The organism is Lactococcus sp. AK05, from assembly GCF_041026685.1.
In the GTDB taxonomy this organism is placed as follows: Bacteria; Bacillota; Bacilli; order Lactobacillales; family Streptococcaceae; genus Lactococcus; species Lactococcus lactis.
This window is the reverse complement of the sequence record NZ_JBFTEI010000003.1, coordinates 86,177-107,922: the sequence shown is the minus strand read 5'-3', so window position 1 is coordinate 107,922 and position 21,746 is coordinate 86,177. Positions and strand designations below refer to the sequence as shown.

The following is a 21,746-nucleotide window of genomic DNA, read 5'->3' as shown; positions in this document are numbered from 1 at the left end:
TTTATCAACGTTCTAAGTGTAGGCTTTGATTATGGTGCTGTGGTCAGCGTCCATGTCAGCTGTCCTTGGTAGTCCGCTTGTCTTTGCAAGCTTTCTGGTGCTTGCAATTGAAAGGCACTACTGTTTTTAGAGACAACTGTTGTCACTTCGCCTGTGCTTGGATTACTGTGTGTTTGAACCACCAATGGTTGATCCGTCAAAGTGCTGTTGTTAAAACTCATCAATCCACTAAAAGTTTGGCTGATTTTACCGCTCACGTCTTGTAAAGGTGATGTTTCTGCCACTGACAAAGTCCATGACGATAAGTTTGCGCTACTTCTGGTGTCTGTCACTTCCACGGCTTGATCAAGATTTCCCGTCAGGTTTTGTGTCGCCCCCGAGATGGGATGTGTCCCAAAATCAATCGTGTCTGGTGCAGACATCTCAAGAGTTCCCGCATCAACCAAGTGGACGATATAGTCATTGGCACCATCATAGCTAGCAACATTTTCTCCACCAGGAAGGACATATTTGGTTCCGTTCATCGCATTGACCATCGCCGAAACACTGCCATCTGGACTCGCAGAGTAGACCGTTCCGTCAGGCGCGGTCACAGAACCAACGATGTAAGACGAGCCAGCCAAAGCGGCATTGACTGCTGTATCACTCTTAGTAATGAGTGAAGGTGAAATTGTCGCATTCGTTTTTTGCGTGCTAAGCGTTGACTGATCAGGAACAGTCGCATTAGGATCATCATCAACAACATACTTGACATTTATCTTTTGGCTTATTGGAGAAATCATTACATTTATATCGTTACTTGAATCTATAAAGCTCATATGTGCCCAATCACTTACTCCACTTTGAGCGGCAAATATATCAAGTTTTGCTTGTGCAGAAACATCACCTGGAGCATCTGAATTCAGACCTTCAGCTGAGTAATAAACTTGATAAGTATAGTAGCCCGGTGTCAAAGCGTTATTTATGTTACTAGCTTCAAAAGGATAGTGTGCACCAAACTGACCGCTCATCGCATAATCACTCGGTAGGTCTGGTGTCCGTTTCCCAGCAATTTCTGGATTGTCTGAAGGCAAACCAGAATCGTCAACACCGGGGCTGATTTCTGGATTGTACAGGAAATGTACCGTTCCACTTTCCATCTTCGCATAAGTCACAAGGATAGCATTTGTCCCGCCATTCATGTTCGGATGGTCACTTTGGAGCTGAGTCCAACCTGCTTGCCCTGAGTAAGACGCCCAAGTGTTGTCCACATTTTGATAGTAGATCTTGTCAATGACGTAGCCTTTCGGTGTCGTAAGACTTGGATAAGTATAAGCACCGTCTGTAATACCACTGACATTGATTGGTACACTTGAGTTAAGACCACTCGTATCAGTTCCAGACACTTGAGTCCCAAGACCAGGATTTACTCCTGTCCAACCGATACTGCCAGTGCTTGAAGCAAAACCACTAAAGTCCGCACCACCTAAAGTCTTCAATTGACTATCGGTCAGAGTATATGAACCGGGTGATCCAGCACTCAAAGCTTGATAGATGTGTGAAGTGATACTTTTAGGGGTATAGTAGATATTGATTTCATTTGGATTGTTAGCACCTTCCGCATCATAGTTGATCATTGTCAATCCGCCCGTACTATTGGTCGAGTCGTTCGGATCCTTCGTTGAGTCAACATCTTCTGAAAGTACTCCATTCGCATCAAAACTTCCTCCAAAAGTGACTTTGCTTTGTGCGGTGTAGCCAGTCGGTACTGCTGGCGCACTATATGTGTACTTTCCGGGCAGACCAGCCACTGAGCTAGCCGCCCCAATCGCCAAACGGTCACCGACATTCGCAGTGATGGTAGAAGTTGGATAAGTGGCAATCTTTTTACCTGTCGTCGCATTGATATAGTTGACTTGGGCATTTGTTGTTCCACGATATCCTGTAATATTTGAAGTATTGTTTGAGAACGAGATGTTTCCGTAGTTACTCCCTGTCCCACCAACAACCCCAATAGACATTGAGCGAGGTAAAACGAGCTTTTGAGACACTGTTGCAGAACCTGCTCCAGTATTGATAGATCCATCAGAATTACAAGCTTGCGCCACATAAGTCAAAGTCCCTGAAATTGTCGCCGTTGTTGCTCCTGCGCTATCAGGAGTCCAGGTCATTGTGACGCGTTCATCTTCTGTCTGCTTCCCAAGAGTCCCTTGTAGAATTTCAGCAGCTGAACCTGCTGAATAGTAAGATTTTCCTCCCCATTTATCGATGGGATATTTCGAACCATTATTGTAAGTGCCTACAGGGTCTGGAATCAGGTTTCCAGCGCCCTGATCATAAAGCGTGCCGGGTGTCGCAAGGATTTGGTTATTCTTACTATCATAAGTCGTTCGAATGACCGTCGCATAGATTGGTGATGGAGATTGCCCAAACCATTGGTTTGCTCCGTCAATATCTTGTGTGGGGTCATCTGCAAGACCTGATGAAGCATTATAATACAAGTCACGTCCAACAAAGACTGAACCTGGAAGTCCACCAATCCCAAGCCCTGCACCCGTTGGGAAATTAACCGGTCGATTATTCGAAGAGGGTTTACTAGAGTTCTCATTGATTTGAGCTTTGTTTGTTGGCGTCAGTATAAAACCAACCGCATCTCCTGCCAGATTAAAATCATTACCGGCTGCTGGATTAATGATTTGTGTTCTGAACATCCCAGAGATTGACGTTGTTTGACTCATATCCATGGATGCATTAAAAATCCCATATCCTGCTTGGTTTTTCTTGTTTTGAGTCAGATTAAACCAGTTTCCGGAGATTTGCGTTGTTCCTAAAGCTGACCACTTAGAACTGTCTCTTACGACATTGGTAAGACTAGAATCAGACCAATTATGTGCGCCCGTATCGTAATTATCGTAAACGGTCGGTTGAAGCGCTTGACCGCCAGTGCTTGGTGCTTGAGTTGTCGCATGGACAGTTTGAGCTGAAAATACACTTAGAGTTGGCAACAAGGTACTTACTAAAAGTAAGGCATTTGCGCCAAGATTTGTTGATTTTTTAAGTAAGTTTTTGACATTTGCCATTGTTGTTTCCTCTCTAAAACTAAGGGGTTCCTTGAATAAAGAAACCCCTCAACTCATAAATCTGCTGTTATTAAGGAGCGACTGTCAAATCCCAAGTGATTGTTCCTGTGTGGTTACCTGCTGCTTGATCAGCAACTGGTACTGTCAATGTTGCATCGCTGAATTTATCAGCATAGTAACCAGATACTGTACCAGTAGAAGTAACGAGGACTTGTGGTTGGTTTGTCAACGTATGGCTTGTTGAAACATCAGCAAGTGCTGAAGTATCTGTTGCTCCATTACCTGAGATGTTTGAGAATGTTGCGCCACCCAATGTAATTGTAGAGCTATTAAGACCAGAAAGTCCTGAAGCTGTAGCAGAGATTGTGTAGTTTGTTGATACACCATCTAAGTCATGGAAAGCAACCAATGGAGAAGCTTGAGAATTGCTCTTTGAAGAATCTGTTTCTGTCAACGCTTTAAAGTCTGTTGTGCTACCATCGATTTGGTTCACACCGAAGTCAAAGTCAGTCGCATAGTCAAGTGCCAAAGCACCTGGTTGTGGATTAACGGTAACTGGTGGTTCTGTTGGAACTTCAATTGGTGGCAATTGTGTATCAGGACCAGGAGCATTGAAAGTAACTCCTGTGTTTGAAGTCCATTGTTGAGCTGTTGTTGAGCTACCTGGAGTAGTTACTGCACCAGTGTCAGCAAAAGCTGGAGCGACGATAGCGACAAGAGAGAGTGCAGTCAAAGCTGCAGATGAGAATGTGATTATTTTTTTCATAAAGTGTGTAAACTTCCTTTCTCGAAGTAAATTAAAGACTATTTTGTTTTAGACTTTTGCTCTTTTTTTGACAAGATAAAGCAAAGTCGCGAGTAGAATAATAGATGACCCAACAGGGAGGAGCGTGTTTGCACTTTCTCCTGTCTTAGGTAGGGTTCCTTTTGGAACGATAACTTCCAGGCCATTTCCTGGGGAAAGTCCTGGAGCTTGCAGTTTAGGCAAATTAGGATTTGCGATAAACGTCACTGTTGATGTGCTCGTCACTGTATCTGCTATAATGGCATCCGCACGAGCCGGAGGTCCTATGAGATGCAAGAGGACAAGAGCAACAATGATTTTTTTCACTCTAGTTTTCTCCTTTCTTTTTTTGAAGCTTCCTTACTATGCTTCTTGGTTTCTATCATTGTTGATAAAAACCAAGAAGCATAGTAAGGATCTCTTTTCCTAATCTGTTGATTTGCCTTTAGTCTTTTTTATTCTCAACGGATTCTTCATTTTCTTCTTCATCTTTTTTGCGACGTTTAAAGAGAAGGAAAATAATGATTAACAGCAGAAGTATGATAACGGCAAAGCCTACGATAAGTAACCAATCGATTTTAGGTTTGTGGTTGATTGTGGCATCTTTAGCATTTAAACTGCTTGCTTTTGCTCCTGTGATTATAAAGTCTTTATCAAAAACCCATTTGTAATCATATTTTGTGACTTGTCCATTGACTATGGTTTGATATTTACCCTTGTCATCTTTACCACCATAAACGGTCATCTTGAGATGATATTTTCCGGGTTTGAGAGGTTCAGATGTTTTACCATTGAGAGCACCCGGGATAGAAACTGGAATGGCTAGGTTGAAGTTTGAGTTAGGTGCCATTTCCATAGCGACGTTGTTATAGGTATATTTGATGGATGAATCATTATATTTTGTCACGACAGCATCGGTATTCATCTGCATGAGATAAGCAGGGGCGCTATTCGTTAGGTTTGCTGTAATTACATTTCGACCATTTACTTGGTCTGGACCAACTTTACCTAGGTTAAGGGTTGGGTCAACTTTTGCTATATCATTTTGCAGGACAAGTCCAATCACATAACGATAGCGGTTGGTGATAGAAACGCCACTACTTTTTTGAGTGCTTTCTGAAGTGCTAGCATCTTCAAAGTTAAATCCTCCAGCAATTACTCCTTTGATGTTTTCATCAGGCATTGTTACTGTGGCGGTTACGGTTGTTGTACTTTTGGGCTTTATTGTCAGCGTTTGAGGAAGTTTAACATAGTCTTTTAAATTTATTTTTAATGAAGGGTCTGGCTTGACTAAGTCTGGAGTGTAGCCTACATTTCCTGATTGACTTGTGAAGGCTGTTCCAAAAGTTGTTTTCACTTTAATCGTCTGATTTGAATTATTATTTAAGGTAAACTCTACGTTTTGAGTCTGCTTTGGTTTCAAAAGAAGATTGAAGTAGCCAAGGTTTTGTCCAACTTGATTTTCACCTATTTTGGGTGTGACTGAAAAATTTGCAGAATCTGCATGAACGGTATGAGTTGCATTTATTAAAACTGAAAGACTAACTAAACTTACTAGAATAAACTTTTTATTTTTCATTGTTGCCTCCCTCTTTTCTTTTTGTTTACAAAAATATTATATCATTGCATAAACATTTCTAAAACAGATATAAATAGCACTTTTAGGTTTTGTAATTGTACTTAATTTTTTAAAAATCATATTATCATTTATAAAATATACTAAAAAAAGTGGCTCAACCATGCGTATTTTTAAGACTTCAGGATAAAAAAAAAAAAAAAAACGTTCATTATTCAGAACGATTTTTCTTTGTTATTCTCTTGTCATATTGAATCTTTAAGGTATTACGAAAGTCTATAGCACCAATTCTCTTCAAAAATCTTAGTGTATCTTGCAGTTGATTTTTCCCTTTTTTTTCATCAATATAATAATAACAATAAAATGATTGAGCATAATTGATGATAACGCGACTCATCACATCTCCAGGCATAAAAAACTGCTCGGAAATTTCAAGAATTTCTTGAGCTTTTTCTTTTTCCCCAATATCAACATAGTTGAGAATTACTTTATAGAGAAAACGATAGATGAGCACTCGATAATATAGATCATTCTCATAGTATGCTTTATTATATAGAAAATCTTTTAAAACATTATCTATTAAAGTATCATTGAGTTTATCTCCGATATTTGCAAGAATTGAAAGTTCAAATAGTCCCCAAAACTGTACTCCTTTAAGATAATCTTCAAGTTCATCAATTTCTTCAGGAAGTAGATGTTGATAAAGTCCTTTGGCTGAATATGCTACTAGTTTTTGTTCTTTACTCCCCTTTTTATTTCCTTGATAAATTTCTTGGAGATGCTTAATATCTCTTTGATAATAAGATTGTTCAATCTCATCAAAAGTAGAAATATAACTATCTTGTTCGCCATTATTAATCATTAGGCTATAGTCCGATGGAGATACATTCATTTTTTGAAGGGCAAAGTCAAGTCGGTCAAAGGAGAGCATGCTTTTACCATTTTCAAAATTGGAGAGGGTTGACTTTGCAATCCCCAGTTCTTCAAAAGCTGAAAGCGAAAAACCGTGTTGAATTCTTAGGTCATGGAAGGCTTTCCCATATTTAAAATATACCATTTAATCTTCTTTCAATTAAATTAATTTTTTTAATATTATATTTCAAATTTAGGATTTTTGCAATTATTTTGCATAAAAAAACACTGATAAAATCAGTGAATTTTTTTTATTTACGTTTACGTGCAATCAAATGAACTGGCGTTCCTTCAAAAACAAAGGCTTTACGGATTTGATTTTCAAGGAAACGAAGGTATGAGAAGTGCATGAGTTCTTCTTCATTGACAAAAACAACAAAAGTTGGTGGTTTAATCGCTACTTGTGTTGCATAGAAAATCTTCAAACGTTTTCCTTTGTCCGTCGGAGTTGGATTAATCGCTACGGCATCCATAATGACATCATTCAAAACAGAACTTGAAATACGTAAGTTTTGTGCATGATGAATTTCTTTAATCATATCTGGAAGTTTGTTCAGACGTTGTCCTGTCTTAGCAGATACATAAACGATTGGTGCATAATCGAGGAATTTGAACTTTGTCCGAATTTCTAATTCAAAGTTTTTCATTGTATCGTTATCTTTTTCAAGAGTATCCCATTTATTGACAACAATTAAAATTCCTTTACCAGCTTCGTGAGCAAATCCAGCGATACGCATATCATATTCGCGAATTCCTTCTTCAGCGTTAATCACCATCAAAACGATATCTGAACGGTCAATCGCACGCATGGCACGCATGACTGAGTATTTTTCAGTATTTTCGTAAATTTTTCCTGATTTACGCATTCCGGCGGTATCAATCATGACAAATTCTTGGTCTTCAGAATCGACAAAGTGTGTATCAATCGCATCACGAGTTGTTCCTGCAATTGGACTAGCAATTACGCGGTCTTCGCCGAGAATAGCATTAATAAGAGATGATTTCCCAACGTTTGGGCGGCCAATCAAGCTGAACTTGATGACATTCTCATTTTCTTCTTCAATTTCATTAGGAAGATTTTGAACGATTGCATCAAGGACATCCCCTGTCCCAATCCCGTGAACAGCTGAAACAGGATAAGGATCGCCAAGTCCAAGTGAGTAGAAATCAAAGATTTCCATTCGACGTTCTGGGTTATCAACTTTATTGACAACAAGAATAACTGGTTTGTCTGTACGATAAAGAATATTAGCGACGGCTTCATCGGCATCTGTAATACCTGTTTCTCCGTCAACAACAGCGATGATAACATCTGCTTCGGTCATGGCAATTTCAGCTTGCGCACGAATTTCAGTCATGAAAGGTTCATCTGAAAGTTCAATCCCACCTGTATCGATGATATTGAATTTACGGGTTAACCATTCTCCTGTGGCATAGATACGGTCACGAGTTACACCTGGAATGTCTTCGACAATTGAGATGCGTTCTCCTGCAATACGGTTGAATATCGTTGATTTTCCGACATTTGGACGGCCAACGATGGCTACTGTAGGTAAGCTCATATTTTTATTTCTTTCTTTGTTTACTTATTGGATAAAAAATTATAATAGCGAAGGAGTTTGTAATCCATAGACTATATAATTTTAGACTTTGGTTTCGAGGTTCATTTTAGATAATTTCAATGCCAAACAGGCGAGTAAAAAATGGGGCTTGACTAAGACTTATCTTCATATTTTTAGCGAGTTGAGGTGTAACTTCCATGCGTTCAAATTGATTCGTAGAAAAATCAATTCCTGCAAGTGCTGTTTCCCAAAAATTTGCTGCTTCTAATTGATTTTTTAAAAGCTCCACATTCTTAAAATTACAGGCAGTAAAGAAGGTTTCTTTAGCTTCATTTTCTAAAAAACGGACTGACTTTAAGGTAGAACCTGAAAAATTTGCATAAGTCATTAGATTTTCTGTAAACTGAAGGTCTTGTAAGTGACTTTCAGTAAAATCAGTTCCTAGCAATTTGCAGGATTTAAAGATTGAGCGATAAATGCCAATTTTATTGAAGTTTAAATTGGAAAAATCACATTTTTCAAAAAGGCAATCTGTAAATTCACTGATCGTATTGTCAGTAAATTCAAAGGTTGTGTTTTTGAAAGAACAGCCTGAAAAAATAGTTCTTTGATTGATTGTCAAAGTTTCATCTATAAATTCTGCTTGATAAATTTCTCCATCAATAAAATCTTGACTTGTGGCTACTTGATAGGTGGCTGGAAGTTTTGGTTCTAAGATTTTCTTTAATTTCACAGTAATTTTTTCGCCTTTAAATTTTCTGTTGAGGCTGAAATTTCTGGTTGGCCCCACTGGTCAACAATCCGTTCAGACCATTTGTTTAAGCGTCTATTTCCAGCATATTCTTCTTGAACTTGGTCATATTTTTCAATGGTTTCAGACGTTTGCTCAACATATTTTTCTTTAAAAGCTGTTGCTTCCAAAGGAAGACGTGGTTTTACTTTGTTCAAACGTGCGGCTTTACCGAGTGCAATGCCAAAAATAGGATAAGTATAATCTGGCAAGTTCAAGACTTTAGAAATTTCTGAGGATTGGTCTCGAATTAAGCCAACCATCACCCCGTTGTAACCTAAAGATTCCGCTGCAAGAAGCGCATTTTGTCCAGCTGTTGCGGCATCAACTGATGTAATCAATAAACTTTCAATTCCTTGCGGTTGGAAATTGCCTTGATGTAATTCAACTGCCTTTTGGGCACGATTTAAATCGCCGACAAAAACTAAATATGCTGCACAATTTTTGATTGATTTTTGTGGTTGAAATTCATAAATCGCATCTTTTTGAGCTTGTGATTCTACAACAATCACAGAATATGATTGGAAATTTTTCCATGTTGATGCCATTTGAGCAGCTTTTAAGATTTTTTCTAAATCTTTAGGCTCAATTGCTTCTTCTGTAAAATTTCTAACCGAAGTGTGGTTCATCATTAAATCAATCGTTTCATTTGTTTCAGTCATGACGTCTATTCGTCCCCTCTAATCGCATTTCTTCCGCCAAATATTTCACGCGTTCCATAACACGTTTTGCTGGCCAAATTTCATCAGCTCGCTTGGTTTCGGCTAAATGCTGTTCTAATTCTTCCATTCTTAAATTTGAAGTGAAGAAAGTCGGGAGATTTTCTTGCATGCGATGTTGTAAAATGACTTGTAAAATACTGTCACGAACCCAAGCGTTGTTTTGCTCTGCCCCAATATCATCCAAAACTAAAACTTGGCTGGCTTTTATTTCATTGACCCAGACTTTGGCATTGTCAAAATCTAAATCAGAAATGAAAGTGGGATAATGAAGGAGCGTGGTTGAAATTCCTTTTTTGGCTAATTCGTTTGCCATTGCCGCAAGCATGAAAGATTTCCCAACACCAAAATCTCCATAAAGATAAAGTCCTTTTTTCTTGGGAAAATTAGTAATAAAATCAACTAGGGCTTGGTATGGTTTGATTCTTTGAACATCATCAAGGGCAATATCTGCCAAAGTGACTTGTTTTAAATCTTTTGGAAGTCCAATAATATTCACACGTCGCAAAAGGTTTTGAGCTGCTTGTTGCTGCGCCAATTCATTTGTCGTTTGATATGAAACATCAGCATAGCCGTGATTCATGATTAAAACAGGTTCATAACCATCAGCTGCCCGTTTTTCACCTTTTTCAAATTTTTCATGCTCACGAACGTATTCATAAAACTTGGAGTAAGAGCGTTGAATTTCGTCAGAAGTCATTTGATGTTGGGCAATAAAAGCTTGCACATCAGCATTTTTTAATACTTCTGCGACTAATTTTTCAAAATTTTCACGGATGTCTTGACGTTTTCCTAAGATGTCTCCGATAGATTCCATTAATTTTGCTCTCCTTTCAGTTTTTTGAGAGAGTCAAGCCTTATTTTCTCAAGTTTTGCAAGTTCTTCTTGGCTTGTCTTATTTTCATAATCTGGATTTGACCATTTTGGTGCTTCTTTTTTGATTTTCATTGGTCGTTTTTCAGCTCCAGTTTTAGCTTTAGCAGCAGCTAATTCTTCTCGTTCCAAAATTCGTTTTACCGCTGTTTCAGCTGTAAATACTTCATTTCTCATCCAGTCATTGGCTAATGCATTTACAAAATTTGGATTTAATGATGCATTTTTTTGCTGTACTAAAACATAGTGAATCAAAATATTTTGGACTTCTGCTGGCAAATTTTGGCGACTTAAATTAGTTAAAAGTTTATGTTCTTCCGAACTGACAAAGCCTCCAGCTTGCGCTTTTATCTGTCGGATGAAATCATCTGGTTCATGAGATTTACTGATGACAATCAAATCGGCAAAGGCTTTAGGAAAGGCTGAGAGTGCTGGTTGCGGTTGGCTAGCTCCTGAAAGACTTCTCATCAAATTATTCATGTTCAAACTTTTATCAGCATTGGCTGTTTTTTCTGCTTGCTTGAATAATTCGTACCAATTGAGTTCAAATTTTTCTGCTAGTGAATAGAGCGTTAAGGAGTCTTGATTTTCATTGTTTAAATGATAGCCTTGACGTTCCATAATACTTTTAAAGGCCCCCATATCAAAACGTTCATTTGTATTTGAAGGGTTTTGTTGAGCTTGTGAGTCAAAACTAACTTTATAAACTTCATGAAATTTCTTGGAAACTTCTTTTCCTTTCGGTTCCATTCTTTTAGCTAAAGCAGCTACTCGGTTTTCACCAATTCTTGAAATCAAAAGTTGTCTATAAAAATCATCTGCAAGAAAATTTTCAAAATTTAGCGGACTTTTTACTTCAAAATAAAGACTGGTATGATCATCATAAACGCGAACTAATGATAAGCCAGATAATTTATCTAATGCTTCAATAAAAGGATTGAGACCGAGATTTAGATATTCCAAAAAGTGAGAAATTCTTCCAGTAGAGAAGCTTAGCATTAACTGATAAAGGGCAAAGGCATCCGTGCCAATGATTGGTAAATAGAGCAGACGAAAAGCCTCAGCATCAAAGCTGGTCTTTCCTCGATTAAGCATTGTAAATGAATCTCCTGCTCTCATTTTTTCCTCACTTTTTACTGACAGAAAGTTCAGCGAGCTGATCTTTCTTTTATTTGCCGATAAAATGCTCTCTATTCAGTCGCTTTTTACTGACGGATTTATTTTTTGGTAATATTTTTAAGGAGCTCTTCTAATTCACTGACATCTTTGAATGAACGATAGACGCTAGCAAATCTGATATAGGTGATATCATCCAATTCAGCTAGTTCTTGCATCACAAATTCACCAATGACATCTGATTCAACTTCATTACTGTCTAGTTGACGGATTTTTCTTTCAACATTTGCAACTGTTGTTTCAATATCTTCACTTGATACTGGGCGTTTGTATGCTGAACGAACTAAACCACGAACAATTTTTTCACGATTAAAGGGTTCACGTTTGTCATCTTTTTTGATGACTAAAAGGGGCATTTCTTCGATACGTTCAAAGGTTGTGAAGCGAAAACCACATGATTCACAAACACGACGACGGCGAATAGCATCTTCGGCTTGTCTTGAATCAACAACTTTTGATTCTTCAGAAGAACACTTTGGACATCTCATTTTATTCTCCTTAATAGATAATAAATTCTTATTAATTTTACTGACAGAAAATTGGTTTAGACTTTCTTATTCTGTCAGTAATTTTTTTCATTAGTTTTAATGACAGAAAGCAACTTATTTACTTCTTAGGCAAAAATTTTGCTTCTAATCGATAAATTACTTGACCTTTTTGTGAGAATTTTTGCTCATACTCGGTCATTACATTTTGAGGTGCAAATTCTTCGTCTTGGTGTAAATCTAACCAAACTTTTTTAAGTTCCATGCCATAGTTAGCTAAAGAAACTAAAGAATATTCAAACAATCCACGATTGTCAGTTTTGAAATGAATTTCACCTTCAGGACGTAAAATCTTTTCATAAGTTGCAAGAAAAGATTTATAAGTCAAACGACGTTTTTCATGACGTCCTTTTGGCCAAGGGTCAGAAAAGTTCAAATAGACTTGGTCAATTTCACCATCAGCAAAATATTCACTCAAAGCAGCTCCATCAACAAGCATCATTTGTACGTTTGGCAAATCTGCTTCAATTGCTTTATCTAAAGCATAAGATAAAACTGATAATTGCATATCAATTGCAATGTAATTTATTTCTGGATGAAGAGCTGCCATTCCTGTGATGAAAGCTCCTTTTCCACAACCCACTTCAATATGAATCGGATAATCATTTCCAAAACGTTCTGACCAACGTCCTTTAAATTCCGCTGGATTTTCAACTACGATATGTGCGTTTTCAGCAAGCATTTCGCCTGCTCCTTTACGATTTCTGACGCGCATTTTTACCTCAATTTTTTAATTTTTGATAGAAAATCAGCAAAAGTGATCTTCTATTTCTTTATTTTTATTATTCAATTATAAGCCAAAAAATAGGAAGGTCCAAACCCTAGCCTATTTTTACTAAAATAATTCACAAAATTTACGAAGTCCCAAGATTTCTTGATTCACTTCTTTCATTTTTCCTCTAGAAAGATATTCAGAGATTTGGCGAAGAAAAGAAAGTTTTCCATACCAAGCCACTTTATCCATAATATCTGAACGAGGTCTAACACCAGATGTCATCAACCACAAAGACCAGTTATTTGGTTTAATATAATGTGATAAAACATGTGCCATATCAACCATTGAATCTGATAAAAAGACGGTATCCCAATCTACTAAATAAATTTTTCCTGAATTATCATCCACTAACCAATTTTTATGATTGACATCGCCATGAACGACTACGACCTCTTCATTTTTGATTTCGGGAACTTGTTGACGCATTTCTTCAATGATTCCTGACAAAAAATGATTTGTTCGTAAAGCCTCAGTATTTTGGACACAATCCTCTAATAATTGTTCAGGAAGAATAATTTGACTTCCCAACTTCTTATAAGATTCAACCAATTTTTTTGAGTCATGCAAATGTGCTAAAATATGATTAATTTGGCGGTCTTCCATATCCTCAGGACTTAGTGTATGACCGTCAATCCAAGGTTGAGCAGATAAGGTATCGCCTTCAGCCGTACGTTTTGTCCATAAGACTTTTGGCGTGATTCCCTCAAGATAAATACTCGGCAAAAAAGGACTACCGTTTTTTTTAATAAAAACGCGTTCCTGATCACTTTTCCCAAAAAATGCATTGCCTGAGCCACCTTTAACAGGCGTCATATCCCAATCGGCTTTCATCATCCTTATCTCCTCCTTTCCTTTAAAAATTGATTAATCATTATTTGAACCATTTACTTTATTCCTCAAACTTATGCGTTTGGATAGTGAATTAAAATAGTTTGAGTCAAAATGTCAGCATATTGATATGACTCAGTTGTTTTTGGACCACGAGCCGGAATATTTTCAATAATGAAATGTGTTGCATAGGCTTCAATCAAGTTCACTTTATGACGATTTTCGCGTTTACGACCAAATTGTGAAGTAATTTCAATCGTTTCACCCAAGTGTGCTTGAACTTTTTCACGAATGTCAACGATTTTTCCTATTTCTTGATTTTGGTTATCCATTTTTTCCTCCAAATAAGACGTAAAAGTCGGATTTCTCCGAACGCTTACCTTATAAATCTAATTTTATCCTTGATTATATCTCTCTTTTTTGATTAAAAGAATCAAATTTTATAATGTATTCTTTATCGTTCATTTTTATTAATAAAGAGAATTAGACAATTACTCATATTATAACACGAATTAGTCAAAAAAATCTAGTCGCCATATCGGTTATCAATACTTGCGAATTTATTATGCTCTTTAATAAAGAGTAATTCGACTGTTCCACGGCTTCCTGAACGGTTTTTTTCAATAATAACTTCAACTTTATTATCTTCCAGAATCTCTTCACCGTCTTCATCTTCACCAGTTCCACGTTCATAGTAGTCATCTCGATAAAGAAATGCGACAATATCGGCATCTTGCTCGATTGACCCAGATTCACGGATATCAGACAAAACTGGTCGTTTATCTTGACGTTGTTCCACTCCACGTGAGAGCTGTGAAAGGGCAATAACAGGAACTTTTAATTCTTTAGCTAAAATTTTTAACTGACGAGAAATTTCAGAAACTTCTTGTTGACGATTTTCTCGACCAGTTCCAGAAATCAATTGTAAGTAGTCAATAACAATCAAACCAAGATTTCCTGTTTCTTGGGCTAATTTTCTTGAACGCGCCCGAATTTCAGAAATCTTTATCCCTGGTGTGTCATCAATATAAATACTTGCTCTTGATAAAGTCCCTGTTGCCATGAAATAATCATTCCATTCTTGGTCATTTAATTGTCCAGTACGCAAGCTGTGTGAATCAATTGAACCTTCGGCAGCAATCATCCGACTGACAAGACTTTCTGCCCCCATTTCAAGAGAGAAAATTGCAACGGTTCGGTCTTGCTTTGTCCCAATATTTTGAGCAATATTTAAGGCAAAGGCTGTTTTACCAACCGCTGGACGAGCCGCAAGAATGATCAATTCTTCTTCATGAAGACCTGTTGTCATGTTATCTAAAGCAGGATAACCTGTTGCGATACCTGTGATATTGGACTTTTGTTGAGCTTTTTGCTCAAGGTCATCCATATGAATCGCTAGAACATCAGAAATTTTCTTAAAGCCGTTTGTATTACGCCCTTGTTGGACGTCAATTAGACTTTTTTCTGCTTGAGCTAAAATATCGTCCGCTGGTGAATCTTGTTCATATGCTTTTTCGACTGATTCAGTTAGACGATTTATCAGTTGACGGAGTAATGATTTTTCAGCAACAATCTTGGCATAATAGGCCGCATTTGCTGCGGTGGGGGTTGCGGTGGCAAGTTCTGCAATATAAGCAATCCCACCAATTGCCTCCAGCTCCCCTTGATTTTCAAGATGTGAACGGATGGTTAAGACGTCAATTGCTTCACGAGCATCAGACAATTTTTCCATTGTCCGAAAAATTATCTTATGAGCATTTTTATAGAAATCATCTGAACTTAAAAATTCTTTAATTTCGACTAAGCGTTCGCTATCTAAAAAAACAGCCCCAAGAACGGCCTGCTCAGCAGCTAGGTCTTGAGGCGGGGCTTTTATTAAATCAATTTCGGGCATTTAGTTTAGGCCTCGCTAATTTTGACTTTAACCACGGCTGTCACATCACGGTGAAGTTTAACTGGTACATCTTTTGTTCCCAAAGCTTGAATTTTGTTAATCAATTGAATTTTGCGTTTATCTAACTTGAGATTAAATTGACTTTTAAGGGCTTTTGCGATATCTGCTTTATCTACAGCACCAAAAGTGTGACCTGTTTGTCCAACTTTCATCTTAATTTCAACAACAGTGTCTTCTTTTTCAAGAACTTCTTTAAGGGCTTTTGCTTCTGCTAAAAGTTCTGCTTCTTCTTTTTCCTTAGCTTTGGCTTGACCTTTCACTTCAGAAAGAGCAGCTGCTGTAGCAACTTTTGCCAAATTTTTCTTAATTAAAAAGTTTTGAGCATAACCTGTTGGGACTTCTTTAATTTGACCTTTTTTTCCTTGTCCTTTAACGTCTTCTAAGAATACAACTTTCATTTTTCGTTTTCTCTTTCTTTTAGTATTTCAATTAAATCTTCTTGCACTTCATCGATATATTTTTCATAGATTTGGGTTGCAGCATTATTAAAATGTCCACCACCACCCATTTGCTCCATAATCGTTTGGACATTAAAGCCATTTCGAGAACGAGCAGAAATAGAAATATAGCCATTATTATGTTGCGTAATCGCAAATGCAGCAGTAATCCCTGCCATATCTAGGAGAGTGTCAGCAGCTTTTGCTGTTGCTATATTATCATATTTTTGGTGCTTAAGTCCAACTCCTAAAGCAATTCCTGGTAAAACCATTTTTGCATTAAGAACAATTTCATTGGCCTTCTTATATTTATCAAAGTCAGTAGCCATAATCATTTTAATCAAATCGTTATCAGCTCCACGAGAGCGGAGATAAGCTGCTGCTTCAAATGTTCTTTCAGTCGTTGTTTTTGTAAAGTTTTTGGTGTCTAATTCAATCCCCGCAAGAACAATACTAGCTTCAATGGTTGACATTTTTCTTTGATTATTATCATGGAATTGAAGGATTTCGACAGTTAATTCACTAGCAGAGCTTGCTGATGATTCAATATATGACAGAAGTGCATGCTCTGGGAAATCATCATCACGTCTGTGGTGGTCAATGACCACTAATTTCTCAAATGATTTATAGAATTCAAGATTTAAAGTTTGACTTGTTTTTGAATGGTCAACCATGATAAGTAATGAATCTTTTTTCTTCAGTTTTTGAGCAGTTTCTAACTTAACAATGTGCGTAAAACCGTCAGAGGACTCATTCATTTTATTAATTGCACGCTCAACATCTGGCAATAACTGTTCAGGATCATAAACGACAAAGGCTTCTTTTCCAGACATATTAGCAAATGCCTTCATAGCCACTGCTGCTCCAAGCGCGTCCATATCTGTAAAGCGATGCCCTACAATAAAGACATCTTCTGCCTCAGCAATAATTGTCCGAAGTGCTGTTGAAATGGCCCGTGCTCTTGTTCTGCTTTTTTGCGTTCTACTCTCCGAATTGCCGCCGAAATAAACGGGACGAGCTTGAGGGGTATTTTCTCTCAGTACAACTTGATCTCCACCACGGACTTGGGCTAATTCAAGATTATTTAGAGCAACTTTACCAATGGCTGGAAAATCATTCCAACCATAAGCCACACCAACTGAAAGAGTTAAAGGAATTTCTTTTTGAGATGAAAGTTCTCGAAATTCCTTTAGAACAGAAAATTTATCGTTAATCATTTTTTCAAGAATACGATAATCACAGAAAAAATAATGGCGACTGCTATTAATACGGCGAAGATAAACTCCGTATTTGTCAGCAAATTCTTCTAAAAATGAAGCGATAAAACTATTAATGGCTGTTCGACCGCTGTCAGTAATTAAATCTGTAGCATCATCATAATTGTCAACAGAAATCGCACCAATAACCGCACGACTGTCATTAAATTCTGATTTAAAAGCAACTTCTTTTGTGGCATCAATTAAATAAATAAGATTCTTATCAGAATCAAGTTCTGCAACATATTTTTGCTTACCAAGGGTGATATACTGGTCATCGCTCGCATTTTTCAATATCTTTTTAATATCGTCACGATTGATAACTTTGTCATTTCCCTTAAAAATCATATCAATGAATGGATTAAACCACTCAGGTTCAAAGGTTTCACTATTAAAACGGATGACCCCAATCGGCATATTATCCAAGGTAGCATTGAGCGAATTTTCTGCTTCATCATTAATTTTACGAATAAAATCTTGACGACGCAATTGATAGTTTTGAGTTTGTGATAGTAAAATGAGTGTAATCGCTATGTTCAAAATCAACAAATAAATTAAAATTGACCAACGTGTTGCTGAAACATGAACAACAACGGTCTCAATGATTTGAACAATAACCATTATGATAATAATAGCAAGCGGTGAAAACCGACGGACAAAATTCATAATATTACTCCTATATTCCTCTATTTTAACATAGGACAGAAAAAACTTAAAGAATCACCGATTTGTCAGTGATTTTTTCTTTTAAAATGTTTATTAAGCCTTTATCATCTTTAGTGATGATTCTGTCAGTAATTTTTGAATAGCTGTCAGTGAATCTACCTTTAAGTCAGCCTTCTCTTGATTCATGCCAAAGCGCTTGTCTTCAATTGCCCAAACGGTCGCACCAGCTGCTTCTCCAGCTTGAATTCCTTTTTCAGAATCCTCAATAATCAAAGTTTCAGAAGGTGTTACACCCAATTTCTTCATTGTTGATTGATAAATTTCTGGATTTGGTTTCGTTTGTTTAAAGTCATTTCCTGAAACCACTACTTCAAAATAAGAATTCAATTGATGAATATCTAACATTTGTTTGATATCAAACATTGACGAACTTGAAGCAAGTGCAATTTTTACTTCTTTTTGACGTAAAAATTCTAAAATATCAGGCACATCAGAAAATAAAAGTTCTGCATAAGGCATTGGATGATCTTCTTTGAATTGCTCATAGTCTTCTTGCAATTCACTCGCTTTGTCTTCATCAAAAGCCCCTTGCAAAATTCGTGGCCAAATATCTTTCATATTTCCACCAATAAAATCACTAGGCGTCAAGTGGCTGATAGAAATTCCATGACCACCAAAAAATTCTTCTCTTCTTTGTAAATAATAACGTTCGGTGTCTACAAGAACACCATCCATATCAAAAATCACTGCTTTAAATTTCATAGAACCATTATAGCACAGTATCTAAGCATGGTTCAATAGACTTCATTATAAAAGTATTTTTATTTTTTACGAAATTTAGTTGACAAGACAACTAATTTGAGATATATTATATTCGACGGAGGAATTTATGGAAGACAATCAATATGAATATCAAGGAATCCAATTTATTGGGAAGCTTTCTTCTGAAATTTATAGAAGAGGTTATATTTATTTCACAAAACGCTTAGTGCCTTTTGACATCAATTATATTCAATTGCTTTGTTTGATTTCTTTATATATCAAAGACAATCAAAGCCAAGAACAAATTACTGATGATTTAAGTATCGATAAATCTAGTGTTCATCGAGCAATTAAAGGTCTGATTGAAAAAGAATACGTTAGCAGAGTCCGCGATGAAAAAGATAAACGTGTTTATCGTGTCTCATTGACTCAAAAAGCAAGAGACATCCAAACTCAAATTGAAGAAATGACAAAAGAGAGGGAAAACTTGCTATCAGAGGGAATTGATCCCCAAGAAAAAGCAATTGCATTTAAAGTATTGAATCAAATGACTCAAAATGCAAATCAAATTTATGAAGAGGAAAAGAAGAAAAATGACAAATAATTTAAAAAGAGCGGTTGTACTAGGCGGTGGCGGACATTTTGGTATCGCTTGGGAACTTGGATATCTTAGAGGTCTAGAAGAAGCTGGGCTGCCCATTAGAGAGGCCGATATTTTTGTTGGAACATCTGCTGGTTCACAAGCAAGCGTAATTGTTAGCTCAGATAAAGATTGGGATTTAATCTGGAAGGAACAGATTGAAAAAGAGATTAGTGAAATCACTCCCATCTCCGATGAAAAAATGGGAGAGCTTTTCAAAACATTTGAAAACATTGCTAAAAATTCTCATTCAGCCAAAGACTGGATTGCTGCTGAAGCTGAAATTTCTAAGAAAACCCAACCTTTTATCTCTAAGGAGGAACGATTAGCTATGCTTAAAGAACGTTATGGTTCAGGTCAAGCCCGCTGGAACAGCAAATTACGAATCGTTGCAACCAATATTGAGGATATTGAGCGTCAAGTTTTTGATGAAAATTCAAATGTTGATATTCTAGTGGCTTTACAAGCAAGTGGAGCCCTTCAAGGCGTCTGGCCTTCAGTTGAAATCAATGGAAAACATTTTTTTGATGGTGGTTCTTTTTCAATGGAGAATCCAGATGTCGTTGCTGATGCCGACAAGATGCTTGTTCTTTCAACTGGACTACCTGTCGATGTTCCATATAAATTAGAGGATTTACTCGCTCAATTAGAGAAAAAAGGGACAGAAACCAGCCTGGTTCTTCCCTCTGAAAAAACAATGAATATTTTAAAAGATTTTAACTATAATACGGTGGAAGCAAAAATTCGTCCCTTTGTTGCTCAAGCAGGTCGTGAACAAGGACAAGCTGAGGCTGCTCTGATAAAAGAACGCTGGTTATAATTCATTTCTTTTGAAGACACTAACTTTCAAATTGTCTCTTATCAAATCAAAACTTACATTAACTACTTTTAATGTAAGTTTTTTAAGTATTATCATCAAAATAATTATTTATTGAATACTGCAGAAAGAAAATAGGGTATAAATGAGTTATTTATTGAAAATTATCTGAAAATTAGCTATAATAAATCAATTTATAATTTAATTTAATCTTGAAGGAAGGTAATATTTAGTGAAAGTTGCAAAATTTGGAGGTTCGTCTCTCGCATCAGCTTCGCAAATCAAAAAAGTTTTTGATATTGTTCAAGCCGATAAACAAAGAAAATTTATTGTGGTTTCTGCACCAGGCAAACGTTCGGGGGCTGATACTAAAGTTACCGATGCTTTGATTGCTTATTATAAAGCTTATAAATCAGCTGATGAAAAAGGAATTCACTATTATCAGAATTGGATTATTGAAAGATTTCGAGAAATCTATGATGAACTTGGCTTAAAAAGTCCAGTCATTAATCAAATCGCAGAAAATATCAACCATTTAGCCCAGTTAGATTTAGATAATGTTTTTACTTATGATACTTTTTTAGCCGCTGGTGAAAATAATAATGCTAAATTAGTCGCAGATTTTTTCAATCATTCTGGCTTACCAAGTCGCTATGTTCATCCATCAGATGCTGGAATTATGGTTTCATCTGATCCTGGAAATGCTCGATTGCTTGGTGGAGCTTATGAACATATTAAATATCTTAATGAACTTGAAGAAACATTAATCATCCCTGGTTTTTTTGGAATCACAAAAGAGGGTGAGGTTTGCACTTTTTCCCGTGGTGGTTCTGATATTACTGGCTCAATTATTGCGGCTGGTGTGCGAGCTGAACTCTATGAAAACTTTACTGATGTGAATGGAATTTTCGCTGCTCACCCTGGCATCGTTAAGAATCCAGCTTATATCTCTGAATTAACTTACCGTGAAATGCGAGAACTTGCTTATTCTGGTTTTTCTGTTTTACATGACGAAGCACTCGTTCCTGCCTATCGTGCCCATGTTCCTTTGGTCATCAAGAATACAAATAACCCTGATCATCCCGGAACAAAAATTGTTGTTCAAAGAGAGACTAAAGGCTCACCTGTCGTTGGAATTGCTTCATCTAGTGCCTTCTCTTCTCTTTATGTCAGTAAATATCTGATGAACCGTGAAGTTGGATTCGGCCGAAAAGTCCTTTCTGTATTGGAAAATTTAGGAGTTCGTTTTGAGCATATGCCAACTGGTATTGATGACATGTCTATCATTATTCGCAGCCGCTATCTAACTCAACCTATTTCAAAAGCCCTTATTTCTAATCTTACAGAATCGCTCCATCCGGATGAAGTCTATATTGACCGTGATTTCTCTATTATCACCATTGTTGGTGAAGATATGAAGGAACACGTTGGGGTTACCGCTAGAGCAACAGCAGCACTTTCTAAACAAGGCATTTCAATCGCTATGCTTTCGCAAGGTTCAAGCGAAGTTTCCGTCATGTTTATTGTCAAAGAAAAATACGAAAAAGAAGCTCTAAAAGCGATTTATTCAGCCTTTTTTGAATAAAATATGTTAATAAAAAACAGCTCTAAGAGC

At 36.9% G+C, this 21,746-nt stretch carries 21 protein-coding genes; 3 read left to right on the top strand and 18 right to left on the bottom strand.

All coding sequences use genetic code 11. The features are described from left to right. Nucleotides 1-29 precede the first annotated feature (29 nt). The 18 genes from AB6B24_RS07675 to AB6B24_RS07590 form a co-directional block, all read right to left on the bottom strand. Nucleotides 30-3,059, bottom strand: a complete 3,030-nt coding sequence (locus AB6B24_RS07675) for a hypothetical protein (RefSeq protein WP_369164429.1) — start codon at nucleotides 3,057-3,059, stop codon at nucleotides 30-32. Between the two features lie 70 nt (nucleotides 3,060-3,129). Continuing rightward, nucleotides 3,130-3,825, bottom strand: a complete 696-nt coding sequence (locus AB6B24_RS07670) for a WxL domain-containing protein (protein ID WP_038599898.1) — start codon at nucleotides 3,823-3,825, stop codon at nucleotides 3,130-3,132. Between the two features lie 48 nt (nucleotides 3,826-3,873). Next, complete coding sequence (locus AB6B24_RS07665) at nucleotides 3,874-4,170, bottom strand: LPXTG cell wall anchor domain-containing protein (protein ID WP_195935670.1); 297 nt, start codon at nucleotides 4,168-4,170, stop codon at nucleotides 3,874-3,876. A gap of 118 nt (nucleotides 4,171-4,288) precedes the next feature. Next, nucleotides 4,289-5,422, bottom strand: a complete 1,134-nt coding sequence (locus AB6B24_RS07660) for a DUF916 and DUF3324 domain-containing protein (protein ID WP_311804166.1) — start codon at nucleotides 5,420-5,422, stop codon at nucleotides 4,289-4,291. 208 nt (nucleotides 5,423-5,630) lie between these two features. Then, nucleotides 5,631-6,476, bottom strand: a complete 846-nt coding sequence (locus AB6B24_RS07655; protein WP_311804165.1) for a helix-turn-helix domain-containing protein — start codon at nucleotides 6,474-6,476, stop codon at nucleotides 5,631-5,633. A 106-nt stretch (nucleotides 6,477-6,582) separates the two neighbouring features. Then, nucleotides 6,583-7,893, bottom strand: a complete 1,311-nt coding sequence (der, locus tag AB6B24_RS07650; protein WP_003132476.1) for a ribosome biogenesis GTPase Der — start codon at nucleotides 7,891-7,893, stop codon at nucleotides 6,583-6,585. Between the two features lie 106 nt (nucleotides 7,894-7,999). After that, the gene (locus AB6B24_RS07645) at nucleotides 8,000-8,626 is read right to left on the bottom strand and encodes a pentapeptide repeat-containing protein (protein ID WP_270224699.1); all 627 of its coding nucleotides are present in this window, start codon (nucleotides 8,624-8,626) and stop codon (nucleotides 8,000-8,002) included. Then, the gene (locus tag AB6B24_RS07640; RefSeq protein ID WP_003132474.1) at nucleotides 8,623-9,345 is read right to left on the bottom strand and encodes an NADPH-dependent oxidoreductase; all 723 of its coding nucleotides are present in this window, start codon (nucleotides 9,343-9,345) and stop codon (nucleotides 8,623-8,625) included. Before AB6B24_RS07640 ends, AB6B24_RS07645 begins: the two co-directional genes overlap by 4 nt. Continuing rightward, nucleotides 9,338-10,219, bottom strand: coding sequence for a primosomal protein DnaI (gene dnaI / locus AB6B24_RS07635; protein ID WP_015426075.1), 882 nt, complete (start codon nucleotides 10,217-10,219; stop codon nucleotides 9,338-9,340). The genes AB6B24_RS07640 and dnaI overlap by 8 nt, the downstream gene beginning before the upstream one ends. Beyond that, nucleotides 10,219-11,394, bottom strand: coding sequence for a replication initiation and membrane attachment family protein (locus AB6B24_RS07630; protein ID WP_029343604.1), 1,176 nt, complete (start codon nucleotides 11,392-11,394; stop codon nucleotides 10,219-10,221). The genes dnaI and AB6B24_RS07630 overlap by 1 nt, the downstream gene beginning before the upstream one ends. Before the next feature lie 98 nt (nucleotides 11,395-11,492). Further along, nucleotides 11,493-11,939, bottom strand: a complete 447-nt coding sequence (gene nrdR, locus AB6B24_RS07625) for a transcriptional regulator NrdR (protein WP_003132469.1) — start codon at nucleotides 11,937-11,939, stop codon at nucleotides 11,493-11,495. A 118-nt stretch (nucleotides 11,940-12,057) separates the two neighbouring features. Further along, nucleotides 12,058-12,711 (bottom strand): tRNA (guanosine(46)-N7)-methyltransferase TrmB, encoded by a 654-nt coding sequence (gene trmB, locus AB6B24_RS07620; protein ID WP_311804164.1) that lies wholly within the window; start codon nucleotides 12,709-12,711, stop codon nucleotides 12,058-12,060. 120 nt (nucleotides 12,712-12,831) lie between these two features. Beyond that, nucleotides 12,832-13,605, bottom strand: a complete 774-nt coding sequence (locus tag AB6B24_RS07615; protein WP_003132467.1) for a phosphotransferase family protein — start codon at nucleotides 13,603-13,605, stop codon at nucleotides 12,832-12,834. Between the two features lie 68 nt (nucleotides 13,606-13,673). Further along, nucleotides 13,674-13,931, bottom strand: a complete 258-nt coding sequence (locus AB6B24_RS07610; protein WP_010905542.1) for a Veg family protein — start codon at nucleotides 13,929-13,931, stop codon at nucleotides 13,674-13,676. Nucleotides 13,932-14,125: 194 nt separating this feature from the next. Continuing rightward, complete coding sequence (gene dnaB, locus AB6B24_RS07605; RefSeq protein ID WP_003132465.1) at nucleotides 14,126-15,493, bottom strand: replicative DNA helicase; 1,368 nt, start codon at nucleotides 15,491-15,493, stop codon at nucleotides 14,126-14,128. 5 nt (nucleotides 15,494-15,498) lie between these two features. Further along, on the bottom strand, nucleotides 15,499-15,951 hold the full coding sequence (rplI, locus tag AB6B24_RS07600) for a 50S ribosomal protein L9 (RefSeq protein WP_003132464.1): 453 nt from the start codon (nucleotides 15,949-15,951) through the stop codon (nucleotides 15,499-15,501). Next, nucleotides 15,948-17,912 carry a DHH family phosphoesterase gene (locus AB6B24_RS07595; protein WP_021464934.1) on the bottom strand — a complete coding sequence of 655 codons (1,965 nt, stop codon included), beginning with the start codon at nucleotides 17,910-17,912 and terminating at the stop codon, nucleotides 15,948-15,950. The genes rplI and AB6B24_RS07595 overlap by 4 nt, the downstream gene beginning before the upstream one ends. Nucleotides 17,913-18,005: 93 nt before the next feature. Continuing rightward, complete coding sequence (locus tag AB6B24_RS07590) at nucleotides 18,006-18,674, bottom strand: HAD family phosphatase (RefSeq protein WP_195935665.1); 669 nt, start codon at nucleotides 18,672-18,674, stop codon at nucleotides 18,006-18,008. A gap of 127 nt (nucleotides 18,675-18,801) precedes the next feature. On the opposite strand from AB6B24_RS07590, the gene AB6B24_RS07585 reads away from it, so the two are divergent. From AB6B24_RS07585 to AB6B24_RS07575, 3 genes are all read left to right on the top strand, one after another. Next, nucleotides 18,802-19,278, top strand: coding sequence for a MarR family winged helix-turn-helix transcriptional regulator (locus AB6B24_RS07585; protein ID WP_010905539.1), 477 nt, complete (start codon nucleotides 18,802-18,804; stop codon nucleotides 19,276-19,278). Then, nucleotides 19,268-20,134: a patatin-like phospholipase family protein gene (locus AB6B24_RS07580; protein ID WP_058203252.1), complete on the top strand. Its 867-nt coding sequence runs from the start codon at nucleotides 19,268-19,270 to the stop codon at nucleotides 20,132-20,134. The genes AB6B24_RS07585 and AB6B24_RS07580 overlap by 11 nt, the downstream gene beginning before the upstream one ends. 229 nt (nucleotides 20,135-20,363) lie before the next feature. Next, on the top strand, nucleotides 20,364-21,716 hold the full coding sequence (locus AB6B24_RS07575; protein WP_311804163.1) for an aspartate kinase: 1,353 nt from the start codon (nucleotides 20,364-20,366) through the stop codon (nucleotides 21,714-21,716). Nucleotides 21,717-21,746 lie beyond the last annotated feature (30 nt).